Origin of the sequence: Nitrobacter vulgaris (assembly GCF_031453995.1) — a bacterium.
In the GTDB taxonomy this organism is placed as follows: domain Bacteria; phylum Pseudomonadota; class Alphaproteobacteria; order Rhizobiales; family Xanthobacteraceae; genus Nitrobacter; species Nitrobacter vulgaris.
The window spans coordinates 13592-27882 of sequence record NZ_JAVDPZ010000004.1; the positions used below are offsets into that span (position 1 = coordinate 13592).

Below are 14291 nucleotides of genomic sequence, written 5' to 3' on the forward strand. Positions count from 1 at the left end.
TGAGCGGATCATGCGCCATCGGAACCGGACACTTTGATGACGGCTCTTAAATCAACGTCCGTGCAGGAACCCACTAAAATTGAGGAGCGTTGCGCGGCCACTGGAATGCGTATGACCGAACAGCGCCGGGTTATCGCGCGCGTGCTGGCGGAGGCCTCCGATCATCCGGACGTCGAGGAGCTCTATCGACGCTGCGTCGCGGTGGATGACAAGATCTCGATCTCGACAGTCTATCGCACGGTGAAGCTGTTTGAGGACGCCGGCATCATCGAGCGGCACGATTTTCGCGAAGGACGCGCGCGCTATGAGACGATGCGCGACAGTCACCACGATCATCTGATTAATCTGCGCGACGGCAAGGTTATCGAATTTACGTCGGATGAAATCGAGGAGCTGCAAGCTGAGGTCGCGCGCAAACTCGGCTACAGGCTGGTCGACCATCGGCTCGAGCTCTATTGCGTTCCGATGGACGACGATAAGTCCTGAGTGCCTGTCGAAACGCTGCTACGCCGTAAGCTCCTCAGTGCGAAGTCATTTCGTGTGGGGCTCGTGCCGCCATGCTGACGCAAAGACAAGGACGTCCGGCGCGACCTCACCGATATCGGACAAGGGACGGGCGCTGGATTTTCGCCGCCCTCGCCTATAAGTGAACAGGGCGCCAATAAGCGCGCCACGTCCACCGAGCCAGGTTCCATGACGCCGCCGCGCAAGCTGCACATCAAGTCCTACGGTTGCCAGATGAACGTCTACGATGCCCAGCGCATGGCGGACACGCTGGCGCCGGAAGGATATGTCGAGACAGCCAGCGTTGAGGATGCCGACCTCGTCATTCTCAACACCTGCCACATTCGCGAGAAGGCGTCCGAGAAGGTCTATTCCGAACTCGGCAGGCTGCGCGCCGCCAAAGATCAGGCGGCGCGTGATGGCCGCGGCATGAGCGTTGTTGTCGCCGGTTGCGTCGCGCAGGCCGAGGGCGAGGAGATCATTCGGCGCGCGCCGGTGGTCGATGTGGTGGTGGGTCCGCAGAGCTATCATCATTTGCCGCAATTGCTCTTGCGCGCAAAGACCGACGGCCGCGCACTGGAGACCGAATTTCCGATCGCGGACAAATTCGGCTTTCTGCCGCAGCCGTCACGGCAGGCAATTCGTTCTCGCGGTATCTCGGCGTTCGTGACGGTGCAGGAAGGCTGCGACAAGTTTTGCACCTTCTGCGTCGTGCCTTATACGCGCGGCGCCGAAGCGTCACGTCCGGTGGCGAAGATCATCGAGGACGTCGAGCGCCTGGCAGGCAACGGCGTGCGCGAAATCACCCTCATCGGGCAGAACGTCAACGCCTATCATGGCGACGGTCCCGACGGGCAACCCTGGCCTTTCGGCAAGCTGCTGTATCGTCTCGCCGAAATTCCGGGCATCGTCCGGTTGCGCTACTCGACCAGCCATCCGCGCGACGTCGAGGACTCTCTCATCGATGCCCACCGCGATCTCGACGCCCTGATGCCGTTCGTGCATCTGCCGGTGCAGTCCGGGTCCGACCGCATTCTCGCCGCCATGAACCGCAGACATACCGCTGATGACTATCGCCGGGTGATCGACCGGTTTCGCCATGTCCGGCCGGACATCGCGTTCTCGTCGGACTTCATCGTCGGCTTCCCGGGCGAAACCGAGGAAGATTTCGCCGCGACCCTCGCGCTCGTCGACCAAATCGGATACGCTGCCGCCTATTCGTTCAAGTACTCGCCGCGGCCAGGAACGCCGGCGGCGGAAATGCAGGAGACGGTGTCAACGGCCGACATGGACGAGCGACTGGTGCGGCTTCAAAACCTGATCGACAGCCAGCAATCCGCCTTCAACCGGACCGCGCTGGGCAAGACGGTTGACGTGCTGTTCGACCGTGCCGGACGCAAGCCGGGCCAGATCGCCGGCCGCACCCCCTATCTGCAGCCCGCCCATGTAAATGCATCCGACGCCATCATCGGACAGGTGCTCCCCGTAACCATGGCGAGCCTGGAACGTTACAGCCTGTTCGGAACGCTGGCGTCCATGCCGGCATTCCGCGCGCAGTTGAACGATGCTGCGCCGGCCGGCGCACAGTTCCAGACGACCGCCGGAGTCTGAACCCTTGCCCAAGAGCGCATCGGATTCCCTTCCACTTGCTCCCAGCCGGAAACCCGACATACACGGCCCGCCCGAAACGCAGGTCGTCATCGATTTCGAGGACAATCGTGCGGTATCCGCGCTGGTCGGCCCTTATGGACAGAATCTCGCACAACTCGAGCGGCGACTCGGAGTGGTCGTCGATTCGCGCGGAAACCACATCACCATCACCGGATCGCGCGACGGCTGCGACGCGGGACGGCGTGTGCTGGAAATGCTCTACACTCAGGCAGTGCAGGGCCATGATCTCTCGCAGGGCGAGGTCGAGGGTGCGATTCGCGCCGTGATCGCACAAGGCTCGCTGTTCGAATACGATGCCAAGGCGCCGCCTTCGACGTTTGAGGCCATCAACCTGCGCAAGCGCCCGGTGCGGGCCCGCACAGCCGCGCAAGATCTCTATATCCGCGCCCTGAAGCGTCATGAACTGGTATTCGGCATCGGTCCCGCGGGCACCGGCAAGACCTGGCTCGCGGTGGCGCAGGCCGCGCAACTGTTCGAGCGCAAGGAGGTCGATCGCATCATCCTGACGCGCCCCGCGGTCGAGGCCGGCGAGCGGCTGGGCTTCCTGCCGGGAGATCTGCGCGAAAAGGTCGACCCGTACCTGCGGCCGATCTACGACGCGCTATATGATCTGATGGACTCCCGCATCGTCGAGCGCGCGCTGCAAAGCGGCGAGATCGAGATTGCTCCGCTCGCCTTCATGCGTGGACGCACCCTGACCAATGCGGCGATCATCCTCGATGAGGCGCAGAATACCACCTCGATGCAGATGAAGATGTTTCTGACACGACTGGGCGAAAACAGCCGCATGATCGTCACGGGCGATCCCTCGCAAGTCGATCTGCCGAACGGTCAAACATCGGGACTGGCGGAAGCGACGCGGCTGCTCGAGGGTGTCGAGGGCGTAGCACAGGTTAGATTTACCGCCGAGGACGTCATCCGTCATGAACTGGTCGCACGGATCGTCGCCGCCTATGAAGGGTTGTCACGGCGGCCGGCCACCGGAAAAACCTGATGCCGGACATGAGTGTAGAGAAGGGCCGGCCTGCGCAAGGCGCTGGCGGCGAAAAACATACAATGATCAGCTCCGCTTTTCCCGTGACTGAAATCCTTGTGGTCGCCGATTGCTGGCGAGCGGAGGCGGATGCCGAGGCTATCATTCATCGCGCCATCGAGACCGCTGCCGGGATGGTCGATGAGGACACCGGCGATGCCGAGCTCGCGATCATGCTGACTGACGACGCCGGCATCCACACGCTCAATGCCAACTGGCGCGGCATCGACAAACCGACCAATGTCCTGTCATTCCCGGCGCTACAGCCTACGGGTCCGTCCCTTCCCGACGATCCGCCGCGTATGCTCGGGGACATTGCGATCGCCTATGAAACTCTGCGTCGCGAGGCCGATGACGAACACAAACCGTTCAGTCATCACCTCAGCCATCTGGCTATCCATGGGTTTCTGCATCTGATCGGTTACGACCACGAAACCGATGGAGAAGCAGGAGAAATGGAAAACCTCGAGCGGAGAATTCTGGCGCGGCTCGGGATTCCAGATCCCTACGCGCCCCAAAAACGGACGACGTGAGTGCCTTCGGAGGACCAACCCAGCGATAACCGGCCGGCGCAGGATCATCGCAACCTGCCGGTACCCGTGCACAATGGCGAGGTGCTGCGCCCGGCCCCCGAGCGCTGGCTGATGCGTGCGATCCGCTCGCTGTTTGGATGGAAGGCGGGATCGGTCCGAGCCGACCTTCAGGTGGTGCTTGACGCCTCGACGCCGGACGAGGCCAGCTTCACCGCCATTGAGCGCACCATGCTGCGCAATATCCTCAGCCTGCACGAACGGCGCATCGCCGATGTAATGGTCCACCGCGCCGATATCGTCGCGGTCAGGCGCGACATTCCGCTCGGCGAACTGATCAACCTCTTCGAAAGCGCGGCACATTCCCGTCTCGTGGTGTATCACGAGAATCTCGACGATCCCGAAGGCATCGTTCACATTCGCGACCTGCTGGCTTTCATGGCTGCGCGAGCGCGCGCCACACTGCCGTCCACGGCGAAACGCAAAAAGAAACCGCCGCCTGCCGGTCTCGATTTGCGCGCCGTTGATTTGGCGCTGCCACTGAGCGAAGCCAACATTATTCGCAAGTTGCTCTACGTGCCGCCGTCCATGCCTGCGATCGACTTGCTCGCGCAGATGCAGGCCTCGCGAATCCATCTGGCGCTCGTCGTCGATGAATATGGCGGCACCGACGGCCTAGTGTCGATCGAGGACATCGTCGAGCAGGTCGTCGGCGAAATCGATGACGAGCACGACGGCGATGAGCCGCCATCGATCGTGCGCCAGACCGAGAATTCCTTCATTGCCGACGCCCGCGCCAGCCTCGAGGACGTCTGCGCCATGATCGGCGAGGCGTTCGAAACCGGCGAAGCGGGCGAGGAGGTCGACACGCTCGGGGGCTTTCTCGTCACGTATGTCGGTCGCCTGCCAGTGCGGGGGGAGGTCATTTTAGGGCCGGGACCGTTCGAGATTGAAGTGCTCGATGCCGACCCTCGCCGCGTCAAGCGGCTGCGGATCGGACTGCGCAAGGAGCGTCCCCCCGTTCGACCGCGCGACGGGCGACGACGAGAGAATGCATCGGATATAACCTCTCAACCGCACGGCGATTCGGCCTCTCTTTCACCGCCGGGCGATGGAGGCGAAACCCCGTGAGCATGAGCATCGCAGGCAGCGCCAGAACGGCGGGCCTTGCCATCACGTTGTCATGGGGTTGGAAGCGCGCCCTCGTTGCGCTTGTCTCCGGCGCCCTCTCCTCGCTTGCCATGGAGCCTTTCAACGTCTGGCCGTTGCTGTTCGTAACCTTCCCGGTCGCAACCTGGCTGATCGACGGATCGGCCGCCGGCCGTCTCGGCGGCGTGCCGGCCGCGGCGCTCGCCGGCTGGCTGTTCGGGTTCGGTTATTTCGTTCCCGGACTCTACTGGATCGGTAACGCCTTTCTGGTCGATGCACAGACTTTCGCATGGCTGATGCCGTTCGCCGTCATCGGCCTGCCGGCCTATCTCGCACTCTTTACGTCGCTTGGTTTCGCCCTGGCGCGCTTGATTTGGACCAAGGATGCTTCGCGCATTCTCGCGCTCGCCGCTGCGCTTACGGTCGGCGAATGGCTGCGCGGACACGCTCTGACAGGGTTCCCTTGGAATGCATTCGGCTATGCGCTGACTGAGCCGCTGGCCCTGGCGCAAACCGCCTCGCTGATCGGCCTGTGGGGTTTGACGTTCCTTAGCGTCGCCATCTTCGCGAGCCCCGCCGTACTGATCGATGGCTGGAGCCGCGGTCGCCGGCCATGGCTCGCCCCGGTCAGCGCGGGCCTGCTGCTCCTCGCCATGAGCGTCTACGGTTCAGTCCGACTATCGCAGCATCCGACAGAATTCACGGATAACGTCAGACTGCGCATCATGCAGCCCAATTTGACGCAGGACGCGCGGTTCAACTATTCCGCCAAGCAGGCGGTGATGCAGAGATATCTGGCGCTCTCGGACCGCGCCACCGGACCGCAGTCAACCGGCGTCAACGGCGCAACCGTTCTGATCTGGCCGGAATCGGCTTTCCCATTTTTTCTTACCCGCGAAGCCGACGCGATGGCGGAGATTGCCGATCTCTTGCCGAAAGGAACGATCCTGATTACCGGTTCGGTCCGCGCGCCCGACCTGCCGCCAGACGCCAGGATCACACGGGCGTATAATTCGATCTATGTTATCGGCGATGATGGCGGCATCCTGTCGATTTACGACAAGCTCCACCTGGTGCCGTTCGGCGAATTCTTGCCGTTTCAGGGACTGATGGAAAAGTTGGGCTTCGTTCAACTCACCAAGGTCCAAGGCGGTTTCATTTCGGGAACCGGCCGACGGACTATCGAACTTCCAAACGCGCCAAGCATGCTTCCGCTGATCTGCTACGAGGCGATCTTTCCGGGTAACATCGAATCCAGAGGCGGCCGGCCGGGCTGGATCGTCAACCTCACCAATGACGGCTGGTTCGGGATCAGCACGGGTCCTCACCAGCACCTTCAGCAGGCGCGGCTGCGGGCCATCGAGCAAGGCCTGCCCCTTGTGCGAGCGGCGAACACCGGTATTTCGGTGGTCACGGACCCCGTAGGACGTATTGTCGCACAGCTCGATCTCGGCGTGGAAGGCATACTGGATTCCCGCCTGCCCGCTGCCGTTACGGCAACACCCTACGCCCGCGCCGGCGATATTCCCGCCGCAATCATGGTGATCATCGCGTTTGTTCTGGTGATTCGACGGCGTCGCGACTAGCCGCGGCGCGTGAATAATTTCATGCGAGTTTCGCTACAGCGCTTCCAATCGCACGATCGATATAGTTCGTGTAACAATTTGCGCGAGTGGTATAATGCAGCCGACTGTGGGATTAACTTCGAATTTTTATCATGTGATTGAGTTGAGTTTGACGATCATGGCACCGGGAGCGTATTCAAGGATCGCGGCCCCCTTCGAGGAGACCCAGGAGATGTCGACCAAGGCGCCCAATCCTGTTGACAAACATGTCGGCAGCCGTGTGCGCATGCGCCGCATCATGCTCGGCATGAGTCAGGAAAAACTCGGAGAAGCTCTGGGACTGACATTCCAGCAGGTTCAGAAATACGAAAAAGGCACTAATCGCGTCGGCGCCAGCCGCATCCAGCAGATTTCCGAGATACTTCAGGTTCCGGTTTCATTTCTGTTCGAGGGTAGCCCCACGGGTATCTCCAAGGCCGAGGGTCTGAGCGAAGCGCCATCACCTGCTTATGTCTCCGATTTTCTTGCAACATCCGAAGGTCTCGCGCTGACCCGCGCATTTACCCGGATCACCGATGCAAAGCTGCGCCGCAGCATCGTTGATATGGTTGAACAAATTGCGGCCAAGGAACCGTTAGACCAGCGCTAGGCCTTCACCGGGCGTGGTGATGATGGCTGTCGCTTCCGACCTTCACGATCCTTGCCGTATTGTCGACGATACATCGTTTCGCCGTGAGTCCGGTCACGGCTCGTTTTTCGGACGCCGCAAGGGACATAAGCTGCGATCGCACCAGAGCGACCTGATCGCGCATCTGTTGCCGCGCCTCAGTTTCGATCCCGCCAAGATCGAGCCGTCCAACCTGACCGCGCTGTTCGGCGGCCAGGTTGATGAAATACGTATTGAGATCGGTTTCGGCGGCGGCGAGCATCTCATCGCCGAAGCGCTGGCCTTTCCGCATACCGGCTTCATCGGTTGCGAACCCTACGTCAACGGCATGGCCAAGATCCTCGCGCAGATCGAAGCGCGTGATATCCGCAATATCCGCCTGTTCGCCGGCGATGCATCGGAACTGCTGGCGTGGTTGCCTGAAAGCTCGCTTTCGCGGATCGATCTGATCCATCCCGATCCGTGGCCGAAGCGCCGTCACTGGAAACGCCGTTTCGTCCAGAACGCGACCATCGCGGCGATAGCGCGCGTCCTCCGGCCGGGCGGCGAATTCCGCTTCGTCAGCGACATCGCCGACTACTGCGCATGGACGCTGGCGCATCTGGCGCGATCGCCGGATTTCGTCTGGCTCGCCGAACGCGCGGCCGACTGGCGCAACCCATGGCCGGGCTACACCATGACGCGCTACGGTCGCAAAGCCACGCGCGAAGGCCGCCGCGCGACGTATCTGCGCTTTCGGCGTACAGACTGATCATTGCCCGACGTCGCCCGCGCCTGAGAGCAGGGCGTAGGTTTTCTTGGCGGGATCGGCTTGGCATATCCCGTCTTATCTCCAGTGCCGGTCTCCGAAGAACCGCAAACGATGAAATTCGCCTCTGACGCCCTCGACGGGCCTTGCCGGGGAGCGCGAACACGGCTATATTTGTGGAAACTTTCTCATACGAGCACGTATCGAGAGTGGGACCCGTCGGGACCCGCTCTTTTTTATTACCTGAACGGGCCTCATGCGCCGCGGCGTATCCAGGTTCCTTCAATCAACAACGCCGACCCGGACGACAATAGTGGGCGGCAGAGCCTGTGACCGGCAGACCCATTAATATCTGCAAAGCGATCCTTGAACCGGATATGACCGATCCCGTTGCCCAGATCCCGGATCACGACCTGCTCGACGAGCCGCGTCTCGTGGTCGAGCCGGGCGTCGCCGCGCGGGTCTCATCGGTGGTCGCCCCGGTTCTGCAAGGCATGGGATACCGCCTGGTCCGCATCAAGGTGTCGGGCGAAGCCGGCTGCACGGTGCAGATCATGGCCGAGCGGCCGGACGGATCGATGCAGATCGAGGATTGCGAGGCGATCTCGAAGGCGCTGTCGCCGGTGCTCGATATCGCCGATCCAATCGACAAGGCCTATCGGCTGGAAATCTCGTCGCCCGGCATCGACCGGCCGCTGGTGCGCCGATCCGACTTCGAACGTCACGCCGGCCACCTCGCGAAGGTCGAGATGGCCGTCGCCCATCAGGGTCGCAAGCGGTTCCGCGGCATTCTTCGGGGCGTCGAGGACAACGCAGTGCGCCTGCATCGGGACGACGTCCAACGGGACGACGATGCCGATGTCCTGCTGATCATGGAGGATATCGCCGACGCGCGGCTGGTTCTGACCGACGAGTTAATCGCGGAATCGATGCGGCGGGGCAAGATCGCGGAGCGCGAGATGAAACGGAATCTCGGCGTTCTGCCCCCGCTTCCGCTGCACGCTAAAAACGATCTACCGAAACACAACGCGCCGAAACGGAAACTCAAAAACGGCTCAAAAACCCCCGGGAAAAAGCCGCCGAAGAACACCAAGGAACATCGCCTGACCGCAGAAGGACTGCGGCGCGGCGACATTGATCCCATCGAAGGAGACTAAGTCATGGCCGCTGTCAGCGCCAATAAACTCGAACTGCTGCAGATCGCGGACGCAGTAGCGCGAGAAAAATCCATCGACCGTGGCATCGTGATCGCCGCGATGGAAGATGCGATCGCCAAAGCGGCGCGGGCGCGGTACGGCAGTGAGACCGACGTTCATGCGGAAATTCATCCGAAAACCGGACAGCTCCAGCTCACCCGCCACATGCTGGTGGTCGATCAGGTCGAAAACGCCGCGAACCAGATCTCGCTGAAGGACGCTCAGCGAGCCAATCCGGGCGCGCAGATCGGCGACACCATCGCCGACACGCTGCCGCCGCTGGAATATGGCCGCATCTCCGCGCAATCCGCCAAACAGGTGATCGTGCAGAAGGTGCGCGAGGCTGAGCGTGACCGGCAATATCAGGAGTTCAAGGATCGCATCGGCGATATCGTCAACGGCATCGTCAAGCGTGTCGAATACGGCAGCGTGATCGTTGACCTCGGCCGCGGCGAGGCCGTCATACGCCGCGACGAGATGTTGCCGCGCGAGGTTTTCCGCAACGGCGACCGGGTCCGGGCCTATATCTTCGACGTGCGCCGCGAAACTCGCGGGCCGCAAATCTTCCTGTCGCGCACCCATCCGCAGTTCATGGTGAAGCTGTTCGCACAGGAAGTGCCGGAAATTTACGACGGCATCGTCGAGATCAAGGCGGTGGCGCGCGACCCGGGTTCCCGAGCGAAGATCGGCGTGGTGTCGAGGGATTCCTCAGTCGATCCGGTTGGGGCTTGCGTCGGCATGCGCGGGTCGCGCGTTCAGGCGGTCGTCAACGAGTTGCAGGGCGAAAAGATTGACATCATCCCGTGGTCGCCCGATATCGCGACGTTCGTCGTCAACGCGCTGGCGCCGGCGGAGGTCGCAAAAGTCGTGATCGACGAAGATCGGGAGCGGATCGAGGTTGTGGTTCCCGATACCAACAACCAGTTGTCGCTCGCGATCGGGCGGCGCGGACAGAACGTGCGGCTCGCCTCGCAACTGACCGGCTGGGATATCGACATCCTGACCGAGCAGGAGGAATCGGAGCGACGCCAGGCGGACTTCGAGAATGCGACTCGCATGTTCATGGAAGCGCTCAACGTCGACGAGGTCGTCGGCCAATTGCTGGCGTCGGAAGGTTTTACCTCTGTTGAAGAACTGACGCTGGTCGATACGCGGGAACTCGCCGGCATTGAGGGATTCGACGATGAAACCGCGGGCGAATTGCAGAGCCGCGCCCGCGAATATCTCGAGCAACTCGAGGCCGAACTGGAAAGCAGGCGAAAGGAACTCGGCGTGGACGACGCTCTGAAGACGGTACCTGGCGTGACATTGAAAATGCTGGTCAAACTTGGCGAGAACGACGTCAGAACAGTCGAGGATCTGGCCGGTTGCGCCACCGACGATCTGGTCGGCTGGACCGAACGCAAGGAAGGCGAAGCGGTCAAGCACGCGGGTTATTTCGACGGCATCGAGATTTCGCGCGAGGATGCCGAGGCCATTATCATGCAAGCGCGCCTGATGGCCGGCTGGATCAGCGAAGCTGACCTGGCGAAACCGGCAGAGGCCGTCGCCGCTGAAGATCAGCCGGCATAGAGCACGATCCTGAAAAGTGGGAGCCGGTTTCGATAGATCATGCTCGTTCGTAGGATTTAGGCTGGAGTCTGATCTCAGTGCAGGGATTCACACTCCAGAACATTTTCCGGCTAAGTGGGTTTGGTTAGCGTGAAGAAAATGCTCACAACCAGTAACTTGCAGTCACCGCTTCTGCGGAACGTGCGCCAGGACCCCTTCCGCGAAAGCAGACTCGGCTTCGCGGGAAGACCTCGCCGCCGATGACAAGGGGAATGTTCACGACATGCTCGCCATCGCCGACCCGGCAGATCTTGACGACGGACCGCGGACCAACAAATCCGCGACGACGCGGATGTGCGTGGTTACGCGCGAGGTGCGCCCGATCGGCGACTTGATCCGGTTCGTGGTCTCGCCTTCGGGCGAGGTTATCGTGGATCTGAAACGCAAACTTCCCGGCCGGGGTCTCTGGATTTCAGCCTCGCATGCTGCTGTTGCAGAGGCGGTCCGCCGCCACCAGTTTAGCAAGGGCTTCAAGCGGGACGTTCACGTATCGGCCTCTCTGGTTGAGAAGACCCGGCAGTTGATGGTCCGCAGCGCAATCGACGCGCTGGCGGTCGCCGCCAAGGCCGGTCAGGTCGTCGCCGGTTTCGCAAAAGCGGAGGACGCACTGCTTCGTCATCAGGCGGTTGCCCTGCTTCACGCCGCAGACGGCGCCGCAGACGGAATTCGGAAATTGGACGCTACCGTCACCAAAATAGCCGTCCAGTCCGGTAAAACGCAGGAAATCCCGGTTGTCACCACCCTGACGTCGGCAGAATTGGATTTGGCACTTGGCAGGGCAAATGTGATACATGCAGCCCTGCTCGCAGGCCCGGCGAGCAAGACTTTCCTGCAGCGCAGCCAGATCCTGGTTCGATACCAGGATGGCGGGCAGCGGCAAGGCAGCTGAACACGGCAAGAATTCTAACGACACCACCTGTGCGATCGCGTACAGCGCAACAAGATTGGGACCGCTGAATGGTTGATACGAAAAATCCTGGCGACAAGACTCTGAGCGTCAGCCCGTCCAAGACCTTGACGCTCAAGCCTCGCGTCGAGCAGGGCACCGTGCGCCAGAGCTTCAGCCACGGCCGTACCAAGCAGGTGGTGGTCGAAAAACGCGGCAAGCGTCGAATCGGCGGCGACTCTCCCGGCCCAGAACCGGTGGGAACCTCGGAGCCGGCCGCCCCCAGGACGCTGGCTCCCAAGGCTCCACCGGCTCGTGCCGCGACACCCGCCGCCCCGCGCTCGGGTTCAGGCGTCGTGTTGCGGAAACTGACCGAGGACGAGCGCAGCGCGCGAGCGAGCGCCCTGGCGGGAGCCAAAGTGCGCGCCGAAGAAGAGCGCCGTATTGCGGAAGCCGAAGCTGCGCGGCGCAACAGCAAGGAAGGCATCGAACAGGCCGAGCGCGAGGCCGCCGAGGCTCGCCGCAAGGCCGAGGAAGAGCGCCATCGTCAGGAAGAGGAAGCCAAGCGCAAGGCCGAACTCGAAGCCAAACGCCGGTTCGGCGAAACCGAGACCAAGGCTGCACCGGCCAAGACCACGACCACCACCACGCGCGCGGCGCCTCCGGCGCGGCCGGCCGCTGTCGCCGCCGACGGCAGCGACGAGGACGAGGCTCCGCGCCTGGTCCGTCGTCCCGGCGGCGGCCCCGCCCGTCCTGTGATCGCACCGAAGCCGGCTGCCAAACCGGCGCCCGCCAAGCAACGCGGCCGTCTGACGCTAGCGACGGCGTTGAGCGCCGACGACGTGCGCGAACGATCGATCGCCTCGTTCCGCCGCCGCACCCAGCGCCTGAAGGGTCATGCCTCGAATGAACCGAAGGAAAAGCTGATTCGCGAGGTCATCGTGCCGGAAGCGATCACCATCCAGGAGCTCGCCAACCGCATGGCCGAGCGCGCAGTGGACGTGATCCGGATGCTGATGAAGCAAGGCGCGATGCACAAGATCACCGACGTGATCGATGCCGACACCGCGCAACTCATCGCTGAAGAACTGGGCCATACCGTCAAGCGCGTCGCCGCGAGCGACGTCGAGGAAGGCTTGTTCGATGTGGTTGACGATTCCACCGATACCGAGCCGCGCTCTCCGGTCGTTACCGTGATGGGCCACGTCGATCACGGCAAAACCTCGCTGCTCGATGCGCTGCGCCACGCCAATGTGGTGTCGGGCGAAGCCGGCGGCATCACCCAGCACATCGGCGCCTATCAGGTCGCCTCGCCGGAGAGCGGCAAGAAGATAACCTTCATCGACACGCCAGGCCATGCCGCGTTCACCGCGATGCGCGCCCGCGGCGCCAAGGTTACAGACATCGTCATCCTCGTCGTCGCTGCGGACGACGGCGTCATGCCGCAGACCATCGAGGCCATCAATCACGCCAAGGCCGCCAAGGTCCCGATGATCATCGCGATCAACAAGATCGACAAGCCCGACGCGAAGCCGGAGCGCGTGCGCACCGAATTGTTGCAGCACGAGGTACAGGTCGAATCGATGGGCGGCCAGGTCGTCGACGTTGAGGTATCAGCGAAGAACAAGACCAACCTCGACAAGCTGCTTGAAATGATCTCCCTGCAGGCGGACCTGCTCGACCTTAAGACCAATGCCATGCGCCCCGCCGAAGGCACCGTGATCGAGGCCAAGCTGGATCGCGGCCGCGGCCCTGTGGCCACCGTGCTGGTCCAGCGCGGCACCCTGCGGGTCGGCGACATCATTGTAGCCGGCGCCGAAATGGGCCGTGTCCGCGCACTGATTTCGGATCAGGGCGAGACGGTCGACGAGGCGGGCCCGTCGGTGCCGGTCGAAGTGCTTGGATTCAACGGACCGCCGGAAGCCGGCGACCGCCTTGCCGTGGTCGAGAACGAAGCCCGCGCCCGCCAGGTCACGAGTTATCGCGCTCACCAGAAGCGCGAAAACGCCGCCGCCAGCGCCTCCGGCATGCGCGGCTCGCTCGAGCAGATGATGTCGCAGCTCAAGACCGCGGGCCGCAAGGATTTCCCCCTGATCATCAAGGCCGACGTGCAGGGCTCGCTGGAAGCCATCCTCGGCTCGCTGGAAAAGCTCGGCACCGACGAAGTCGCCGCGCGCATCCTCCATGCGGGCGTCGGCGGCATCAGCGAATCCGACGTCACGCTGGCGGAGGGCTTCAACGCCGCGATCATCGGCTTCAGCGTTCGCGCCAACAAGGAAGCCGCGGCCGCAGCCAAGCGCAACGGCATCGAGATCCGCTACTACAACATCATCTACGACCTCGTGGACGACGTGAAGAAGGCGATGAGCGGCCTGCTCGCGCCGACGCTGCGCGAAACCATGCTGGGTAATGCCGAAATTCTCGAAGTGTTCAACATTTCGAAGGTCGGCAAGGTGGCTGGTTGCCGCGTGACCGACGGAAACGTGGAACGCGGCGCCAACGTCCGTCTGATCCGCGACAATGTCGTGGTGCACGAGGGCAAGCTGTCGACGCTGAAGCGGTTCAAGGACGAAGTGAAGGAAGTCCAGTCGGGCCAGGAGTGCGGCATGGCGTTCGAGAACTACGGCGACATGCGCGCCGGCGACGTTATCGAGTGCTATCGCGTGGAGACCATTCAGCGCTCGCTGTGAGTCCGAATCTCACAAGAGAGCTGCGTTAATTGGGATACGGC

Annotated in this window: 12 protein-coding genes; all 12 read left to right on the plus strand. The window is 62.4% G+C overall.

Annotated elements, in window-relative coordinates:
• The first annotated feature begins 36 nt into the window (after positions 1-36).
• The 12 genes from GGQ85_RS03250 (at position 37) to infB (ending at position 14250) form a co-directional block, all read left to right on the plus strand.
• The gene (locus tag GGQ85_RS03250; RefSeq protein WP_309773345.1) at positions 37-486 is read left to right on the plus strand and encodes a Fur family transcriptional regulator; all 450 of its coding nucleotides are present in this window, start codon (positions 37-39) and stop codon (positions 484-486) included.
• Positions 487-693: 207 nt separating this feature from the next.
• A complete protein-coding gene (gene miaB / locus GGQ85_RS03255; RefSeq protein ID WP_309773346.1) occupies positions 694-2115 on the plus strand; it encodes a tRNA (N6-isopentenyl adenosine(37)-C2)-methylthiotransferase MiaB in 1422 nt (473 codons plus the stop codon).
• A 4-nt stretch (positions 2116-2119) separates the two neighbouring features.
• The gene (locus GGQ85_RS03260) at positions 2120-3169 is read left to right on the plus strand and encodes a PhoH family protein (protein ID WP_309773347.1); all 1050 of its coding nucleotides are present in this window, start codon (positions 2120-2122) and stop codon (positions 3167-3169) included.
• 62 nt (positions 3170-3231) lie between these two features.
• Positions 3232-3741: an rRNA maturation RNase YbeY gene (ybeY, locus tag GGQ85_RS03265; RefSeq protein ID WP_309773465.1), complete on the plus strand. Its 510-nt coding sequence runs from the start codon at positions 3232-3234 to the stop codon at positions 3739-3741.
• Complete coding sequence (locus GGQ85_RS03270; protein ID WP_309773348.1) at positions 3742-4869, plus strand: hemolysin family protein; 1128 nt, start codon at positions 3742-3744, stop codon at positions 4867-4869.
• A 2-nt stretch (positions 4870-4871) separates the two neighbouring features.
• Positions 4872-6473, plus strand: a complete 1602-nt coding sequence (gene lnt / locus GGQ85_RS03275; protein ID WP_309773466.1) for an apolipoprotein N-acyltransferase — start codon at positions 4872-4874, stop codon at positions 6471-6473.
• Between the two features lie 211 nt (positions 6474-6684).
• Positions 6685-7101: a helix-turn-helix domain-containing protein gene (locus tag GGQ85_RS03280; RefSeq protein WP_309773349.1), complete on the plus strand. Its 417-nt coding sequence runs from the start codon at positions 6685-6687 to the stop codon at positions 7099-7101.
• A gap of 19 nt (positions 7102-7120) precedes the next feature.
• Positions 7121-7870, plus strand: coding sequence for a tRNA (guanosine(46)-N7)-methyltransferase TrmB (gene trmB, locus GGQ85_RS03285; RefSeq protein WP_309773350.1), 750 nt, complete (start codon positions 7121-7123; stop codon positions 7868-7870).
• A gap of 374 nt (positions 7871-8244) precedes the next feature.
• Positions 8245-9024: a ribosome maturation factor RimP gene (gene rimP, locus GGQ85_RS03290; RefSeq protein ID WP_309773351.1), complete on the plus strand. Its 780-nt coding sequence runs from the start codon at positions 8245-8247 to the stop codon at positions 9022-9024.
• Between the two features lie 3 nt (positions 9025-9027).
• Positions 9028-10635 carry a transcription termination factor NusA gene (gene nusA, locus GGQ85_RS03295; protein WP_079445081.1) on the plus strand — a complete coding sequence of 536 codons (1608 nt, stop codon included), beginning with the start codon at positions 9028-9030 and terminating at the stop codon, positions 10633-10635.
• 262 nt (positions 10636-10897) lie between these two features.
• Positions 10898-11563 (plus strand): RNA-binding protein, encoded by a 666-nt coding sequence (locus GGQ85_RS03300; protein ID WP_079445082.1) that lies wholly within the window; start codon positions 10898-10900, stop codon positions 11561-11563.
• 68 nt (positions 11564-11631) lie between these two features.
• Entirely contained in the window at positions 11632-14250 is a 2619-nt protein-coding gene (infB, locus tag GGQ85_RS03305; RefSeq protein WP_309773352.1) for a translation initiation factor IF-2, read from the plus strand.
• The last annotated feature ends 41 nt before the right edge of the window (positions 14251-14291 follow it).

Excerpts from the sequence above, each read along its gene's own strand:
- GGQ85_RS03250 (WP_309773345.1), top strand. The coding sequence starts at position 37 with ATGACGGCTCTTAAATCAACGTCCGTGCAGGAACCCACTAAAATTGAG.
- miaB (WP_309773346.1), top strand. The coding sequence starts at position 694 with ATGACGCCGCCGCGCAAGCTGCACATCAAGTCCTACGGTTGCCAGATG.
- ybeY (WP_309773465.1), top strand. The coding sequence starts at position 3,232 with ATGATCAGCTCCGCTTTTCCCGTGACTGAAATCCTTGTGGTCGCCGAT.
- lnt (WP_309773466.1), top strand. The coding sequence starts at position 4,872 with ATGAGCATCGCAGGCAGCGCCAGAACGGCGGGCCTTGCCATCACGTTG.
- GGQ85_RS03280 (WP_309773349.1), top strand. The coding sequence starts at position 6,685 with ATGTCGACCAAGGCGCCCAATCCTGTTGACAAACATGTCGGCAGCCGT.
- trmB (WP_309773350.1), top strand. The coding sequence starts at position 7,121 with ATGATGGCTGTCGCTTCCGACCTTCACGATCCTTGCCGTATTGTCGAC.
- rimP (WP_309773351.1), top strand. The coding sequence starts at position 8,245 with ATGACCGATCCCGTTGCCCAGATCCCGGATCACGACCTGCTCGACGAG.
- nusA (WP_079445081.1), top strand. The coding sequence starts at position 9,028 with ATGGCCGCTGTCAGCGCCAATAAACTCGAACTGCTGCAGATCGCGGAC.
- GGQ85_RS03300 (WP_079445082.1), top strand. The coding sequence starts at position 10,898 with ATGCTCGCCATCGCCGACCCGGCAGATCTTGACGACGGACCGCGGACC.
- infB (WP_309773352.1), top strand. The coding sequence starts at position 11,632 with ATGGTTGATACGAAAAATCCTGGCGACAAGACTCTGAGCGTCAGCCCG.